7 protein-coding genes, 2 tRNA genes and 1 pseudogene are annotated in these 5,591 nt (G+C 59.5%); all 10 read right to left on the bottom strand.

The genetic code is table 11. The features are described from left to right. Nucleotides 1-554: pseudogene (locus AC5JJ6_RS39300) on the bottom strand (NADH-quinone oxidoreductase subunit F); the annotation flags it as partial. Nucleotides 555-563: 9 nt separating this feature from the next. Then, nucleotides 564-1,217, bottom strand: coding sequence for an NADH-quinone oxidoreductase subunit NuoE (gene nuoE, locus AC5JJ6_RS39295; protein ID WP_496047251.1), 654 nt, complete (start codon nucleotides 1,215-1,217; stop codon nucleotides 564-566). After that, complete coding sequence (locus AC5JJ6_RS39290; protein ID WP_496047250.1) at nucleotides 1,214-2,410, bottom strand: NADH-quinone oxidoreductase subunit D; 1,197 nt, start codon at nucleotides 2,408-2,410, stop codon at nucleotides 1,214-1,216. The genes nuoE and AC5JJ6_RS39290 overlap by 4 nt, the downstream gene beginning before the upstream one ends. Beyond that, on the bottom strand, nucleotides 2,410-3,051 hold the full coding sequence (locus AC5JJ6_RS39285) for an NADH-quinone oxidoreductase subunit C (RefSeq protein WP_496047249.1): 642 nt from the start codon (nucleotides 3,049-3,051) through the stop codon (nucleotides 2,410-2,412). Before AC5JJ6_RS39285 ends, AC5JJ6_RS39290 begins: the two co-directional genes overlap by 1 nt. 18 nt (nucleotides 3,052-3,069) lie before the next feature. Beyond that, nucleotides 3,070-3,675, bottom strand: coding sequence for a NuoB/complex I 20 kDa subunit family protein (locus AC5JJ6_RS39280; RefSeq protein WP_496047248.1), 606 nt, complete (start codon nucleotides 3,673-3,675; stop codon nucleotides 3,070-3,072). Further along, on the bottom strand, nucleotides 3,666-4,034 hold the full coding sequence (locus tag AC5JJ6_RS39275) for an NADH-quinone oxidoreductase subunit A (protein WP_044426138.1): 369 nt from the start codon (nucleotides 4,032-4,034) through the stop codon (nucleotides 3,666-3,668). The genes AC5JJ6_RS39280 and AC5JJ6_RS39275 overlap by 10 nt, the downstream gene beginning before the upstream one ends. Before the next feature lie 225 nt (nucleotides 4,035-4,259). After that, nucleotides 4,260-4,336, bottom strand: a tRNA-Asp gene (locus tag AC5JJ6_RS39270). A gap of 225 nt (nucleotides 4,337-4,561) precedes the next feature. Then, a tRNA-Val gene (locus tag AC5JJ6_RS39265) sits at nucleotides 4,562-4,636 on the bottom strand. Nucleotides 4,637-4,805: 169 nt separating this feature from the next. Further along, the gene (locus AC5JJ6_RS39260) at nucleotides 4,806-5,078 is read right to left on the bottom strand and encodes an HU family DNA-binding protein (protein ID WP_496047247.1); all 273 of its coding nucleotides are present in this window, start codon (nucleotides 5,076-5,078) and stop codon (nucleotides 4,806-4,808) included. A 147-nt stretch (nucleotides 5,079-5,225) separates the two neighbouring features. Continuing rightward, nucleotides 5,226-5,591, bottom strand: a 366-nt coding sequence (locus AC5JJ6_RS39255) for a S16 family serine protease (RefSeq protein WP_496047246.1), incomplete at its 5' end; no start/stop codon positions are given.

Raw genomic sequence — 5,591 nt, 5'->3', positions numbered from 1 at the left:
CCTTCCAGGCTTTCGATCAGCGCGGTTTCCTCGCCGCAGATATAGGCGCCGGCACCGCGATGCAGATACAGATCGAAGTCCCAGCCGGAGCCGCAAGCGTTCTTGCCGATCAGACCGGCCGCGTATGCCTCGTCGATCGCCCGCTGAAGGTTGGAGCTTTCGTTGTAGAATTCGCCGCGGATGTAGATGTAGCAGGCGTTGGCACCGATCGCGAAGCTGGCGATCAGACAGCCCTCGATCAGCTTATGCGGATCGTGGCGCATCAGATCCCGGTCCTTGCAGGTACCGGGCTCGCCCTCGTCGGCGTTGATCACCAGATAATGCGGCCGTGCGCCCGTCTGCTTGGGCATGAAGGACCACTTGAGGCCGGTGGAGAAGCCGGCGCCACCACGGCCGCGCAGACCCGACTCCTTGGTCTCGTTGATGATCCAGTCCCTGCCCTTCAGGATCAGGTCCTTGGTATTATCCCAATCGCCCCGCGCCCGTGCGGCCTCCAGCCCGAAGTCCTCGAAGCCGTAGAGATTGGTGAAAATGCGGTCTTCGTCCCGAAGCATCACAACCCCTCAGTCATCGCCCTGGGTGGAACTTGCCGTCTGCGCCGAGTTCGACTTCGGCACGGGCGTCTTGAGCGAGGTTAGCCCTCCGGCCGGACTGGACGTCTGGCGCCCGCTTACCGGACCGGCGACCGGACGTTCGCCACGGGCGAGCGCGTCCAGCAGCTTTTCGGTGCTCGGGCCGTCGAGATCCTCGTAGTAGTCATCGTTGATCTGAACCATCGGCGCATTGACGCAGGCGCCCAGGCACTCGACTTCGATGACCGTGAACTGACCGTCCGGCGTGGTCTCACCCAAGCCGATGCCAAGCTTGCGTTCGCAAGCCTTGACGACTTCGTCCGAACCCCGGAGCCAGCAGGGCGTCGTCGTGCAGACCTGGACGAAGTGCTTACCCACCGGCTTCAGATTGTACATCGTATAGAAGGTTGCGACCTCGTACACGCGGATGCGCGGCATTTCGAGCATGTCCGCGACGTAGTCCATCGCCACCCGCGGCAGCCAATTGTCGTTCTGGCGCTGCGCCAGATCGAGCAGAGGCATCACGGCGCTGGCCTGTTTGCCGGGCGGGTACTTCGCGATGATGTGTTTGGCACGCTCCAGGTACTCTGGCTTGAAGGCGAATTCCTTCGGGCCCTCGGGAGCGGCCGTTCCGTTTGCACTCATCGATCGATTTCTCCGAACACGACATCCATGGACCCGATGATCGCCACCGTATCCGCCAGCATGTGGCCCTTCGACATGAAATCGAGACCCTGGAGGTGGGCGAAACCGGGAGCGCGGATCTTGCAGCGATACGGCTTGTTGGTTCCATCGGACACCAAGTACACCCCGAACTCACCCTTGGGCGCCTCGACCGCCGTATAGGTTTCTCCGGCCGGTACGTGGTAGCCTTCGGTATAGAGCTTGAAGTGATGGATGAGGGCTTCCATCGACCGCTTCATTTCGCCGCGGCGCGGCGGAGCGATCTTGTGGTCCTGCACCTTCACCGGTCCGTCAGGCATTTTTTCCAGGCACTGACGGATGATCTTGTTCGACTCGCGCATCTCCTCCATCCGGACGAGATAGCGGGCGTAACAATCGCCGGTCAATCCGACGGGAATGTCAAAGTCCATCTGGTCATAGACATCGTAGGGCTGCGCCTTGCGCAGGTCCCAGGCTACGTTCGATGCGCGCAGCATAGGTCCGGTAAAGCCCCAATCCAGAGCCTCCTGCTCGCTGACGATGCCGATGTCGACGGTACGCTGCTTGAAGATCCTGTTCTCCGAAAGCAGCCCTTCCAAGTCGTCCATGAACTTCGGAAAGCGCTCGGTATAGGCCCAGATATCGTCGGCGAGGCCTGCCGGCATGTCGAGAGCGACGCCGCCGGGACGGAAGTAGTTGGCATGAAGCCGGGCGCCGCTGACGCGCTCGTAGAACTCCATCAGTATCTCACGCTCTTCGAAGCCCCACAGGGACGGCGTGATCGCACCGACGTCGAGCGCGTAAGTCGTGATGTTCAGCAGGTGGTTCAGTATCCGGGTGATTTCGCTGAACATCACGCGAATGTACTGAGCACGAGGCGGCGGCGTGATATGGAGCAGCTTCTCCACGCCAAGTGCGAATGCATGCTCCTGACACATCGGCGAGACGTAATCCAGGCGGTCGAAGTAGGGAGTCGCCTGGATGTAGGTCTTGTACTCGATCAGCTTCTCGGTGCCACGATGCAGCAGGCCGATATGAGGATCGGCCCGCTCGACCACTTCGCCGTCCATCTCGAGCACGAGGCGAAGAACCCCGTGGGCCGCAGGGTGCTGCGGCCCGAAATTCATGGTGAATGGCTTGATCTTCGATTCGGCGGCGGTTGTAGCGGTAGGCATTACTTGTTGCTCCCCGGCTGGGTAGCACCTGTCGGGGCTTCAGCCTTTTCATCGCCCGGGAGCATGACGTTCGTCATGCCCTCCCACGGGCTGAGGAAATCGAACGAGCGGAAATCCTGCGTCAGCTTGACCGGCTCGTAGACGACCCGCTTCTGCTCGTCGTCGTAGCGTAGTTCCACGTAACCGGTCATCGGGAAATCCTTGCGAAGAGGATGCCCTTCGAAGCCATAGTCGGTCAGGATACGACGCAGATCGGGGTGATCCGAGAAGAAGATGCCATACAGGTCCCAAGCTTCGCGCTCGAACCAGGGAGCTGCGCTGTAGACCTCCGCCAGGGACGGTACGGGTGTATCTTCGTCGGTGTTCACCTTCACTCGGATACGCAGGTTATGCTTCAGGCTGAGCAGATTATAGACCACCTCGAAACGCTCTTCGCGTGACGGATAGTCGGCGCCGCACAGATCGATCAGCTGCTTGAACTGACAGTTCGAGTCGTCGCGCAAAAATTTCATCACGCGAACGATCGATGCGCGCTGTACGGTTATGATCAGCTCGCCAAGTTCGATACCGGCGGATATCAAGGTATCAGCCAGGCGCGCCTGTAGATGATCGCTCACTTCCTGAAGCGCTTGGTCGCTCATGATCCGGGACTGCCTTGCTTAACGCGCGATGCGATTGCCGCGCTTGATCTTCTTCTGGAGCTGCAGAATCCCATAGACCAGGGCTTCAGCAGTCGGCGGACAACCGGGAACATAAATGTCGACCGGGACGATACGATCGCAGCCGCGCACCACCGAGTAGGAATAGTGATAGTAGCCACCGCCGTTGGCGCAGGATCCCATCGAGATCACCCACCGCGGCTCGGCCATCTGGTCGTATACCTTACGAAGCGCCGGCGCCATCTTGTTGCACAAAGTCCCCGCCACGATCATCACGTCACTTTGACGCGGGCTCGGACGAGGAATGACGCCGAAGCGGTCAAGGTCGTAGCGAGGCATGTAGGCGTGGATCATCTCCACGGCGCAGCAAGCCAGTCCGAAGGTCATTGGCCAAAGCGACCCGGTCCGTGCCCAGTCGAGCAGCGAATCCAACTGTGCGACGACAAAGCCCTTGTCCTGCACTTCGTCGGTGACCGTCTTCAGATAGGCATCCTGGTCCGGGCCGGGCGCAAGAGGCGCTCCCTTGCCCGGCAAGATCAGGCCGGAGGACGTCTGGCCGGGAGCCGTGCCCTGGCTCACGGACGGCTGGGTGGAAGTCACTCCCATTCCAGCGCTCCTTTCTTCCATTCATAGATGAAGCCGATGGTCAGCACGCCGAGGAACACGACCATCGACCAGAAACCGAACAATCCGATGTCACCAAGGGATATGGCCCATGGGAACAAAAACGCAACTTCGAGGTCGAAAATGATGAATAGAATGGCGACCAGATAGAACCGCACATCGAACTTGCTGCGGGCATCGTCGAACGGTTCGAAGCCGCATTCGTAAGCGGAAACCTTCTCGCTGTCCGGCTTCTGTGAAGCCACCAGGAATGATGCCCCAACAGCGGCACCTGCGATGACCATCGCGATCCCAAGGAAGATCAGGATCGGCAGATACTCGACGACCAGCGGATTGGCCATAACGCTCCTCGCATGAGACTGCTTTTAGCATGACGAGCCCGGCTCGTGATGGCCGACTCCAAGCCAGCTTGGCAGTTTTTCAATTGGTTACCCGACCCGTCGGGCAGGGGCGAATATAGGCTGAAAGGGAGATCAAGGAAAGACAATTAGGCGAATTTTCGAACGGCGAAAACGCCCCATAGCTTGCGCTGAGCGTTTGAATTTCTTCAGGTTTTCGAAGGAAAATGGCGCGAGTGACGGGACTTGAACCCGCGGCCTCCGGCGTGACAGGCCGGCGCTCTAACCAACTGAGCTACACCCGCGTCTTGGTGGCCGGTAAGTACGACATGGCCCTGTCCCTGTCAATGGCCGAACGAAAAGAAAGCGAGGTTCTTTGCTAGACCTGTCTGTTTCTCAAACGGAATGGGCGGTTCGAGAGGCTGTCGACGGGTATCGGGCAAGGACGACGTGCGCCAATAAACCGCACCCTGACGCGGGGGACGGGTTGGCGAAACCGCAAGTCGCTGAAGCAGTACTGGGAGGTTGGATGGTGGGCGATGACGGGTTCGAACCGCCGACCCTCTCGGTGTAAACGAGACGCTCTACCGCTGAGCTAATCGCCCATCCTTGTCGAACCGCTTCTAGCAATCTTCAGCGGGACAAACAAGACGGTGAAATCGTCTTCTCCGCGATCAGAGCGACTCAGGCTCCGCTCCTGGGACTGACAGGGTCAAAAAGAAACCGGCCGCCCGACGAGGCGGGCGGCCGGTTTCCAGTTTCGGCTTGGAAGCCTTAATTCAGTGCGCCCTTCAAGGTCTTGCCGGCCTTGAACTTCGGCTGTTTCGAAGCAGGGATGTTGATCTTCTCGCCAGTCCGCGGGTTGCGTCCCTCGGAAGCCGCACGGTCGGATACGTCAAAGGTCCCGAAGCCGACGAGGCGGACTTCTTCGCCCTTCTTGAGCGACTGGATGATGCCGTCGAAGACAGCATCGACGGCCTTGGTGGCATCTATCTTAGACAGCCCTGCCGCATCCGCCACAAGCGCAACGAGATCGTTCTTGTTCACTGGTGAGCCCCCCTTGGAAAACCGCATAAACAAAGCTTGAACCCTCCGGCTCAATCCTCGCGCGGAAAGTGTATACCGACACCGCCGCACCCGGACAAATACAGGGTACGGCGGTTGAGGGAATTTATGCGGTTTCCAGGGACGATCTCAATGGCGAATTACTTCCTCGTGGTCACCATCGGCCACCGGTGGCGCCACCTTCGTCGACTCCGATGGCTCGCTCCATTCGATTGGGACCAGCGTCTGTGTCAACGCATGGTGGAGAACATCATCCGCCATGCTTACCGGAATGATCTGAAGACCCTTCTTCACATTCTCCGGGATCTCGGCCAAGTCCTTTTCGTTGTCTTTCGGGATCAAAACCGTCTTCAAACCGCCCCGCAGAGCGGCCAGAAGCTTCTCCTTCAGACCACCGATCGGCAGCACCCGGCCGCGCAAAGTGATCTCGCCAGTCATGGCGACATCTTTACGCACCGGGATCCCGGTCAGCACGGACACGATCGACGTAACCAT

Source organism: Skermanella sp. (genome assembly GCF_059503625.1).
This window is presented reverse-complemented; position numbering and strand designations above follow the sequence as displayed.